Below are 372 nucleotides of genomic sequence, written 5' to 3' on the forward strand. Positions count from 1 at the left end.
GCGGCTGGATCACCTCCTTTCTAAGGAGACGAAAGTTTCTGCACTATGAGTTTATAACCGAAAGGTTTCATCAAAACCTTCCTTTAATTTTAATCGAAGGTTTTGATATATGGGGAATTAGCTCAGCTGGGAGAGCACCTGCCTTGCACGCAGGGGGTCAAGGGTTCGAGCCCCTTATTCTCCACCAAAATCTCTTTTGGAGATTTTTTTATGAGAAACGAGCTATGTCGAGTTTCTTTTGCTGCTTTGGATCTTGCGGTGACGCTGGACAGAGTGGCATGTACCTTGAAAACTGAATAATGAAAAGAGTGTAAATAAAAAACAAATTTACAACGCGAAATCGAGGTATTCGAAAGAATACAAAATTTAAAC

1 tRNA gene is annotated in these 372 nt (G+C 40.6%); it reads left to right on the forward strand.

Features of this window, described 5'->3' with window-relative positions:
- Window positions 1–111: 111 nt before the first annotated feature.
- Window positions 112–187, forward strand: a tRNA-Ala gene (locus NE619_RS18125).
- The last annotated feature ends 185 nt before the right edge of the window (window positions 188–372 follow it).

Source organism: Anaerovorax odorimutans (assembly GCF_024459955.1).
GTDB classification, from domain to species: domain Bacteria; phylum Bacillota; class Clostridia; order Peptostreptococcales; family Anaerovoracaceae; genus Hominibacterium; species Hominibacterium odorimutans_A.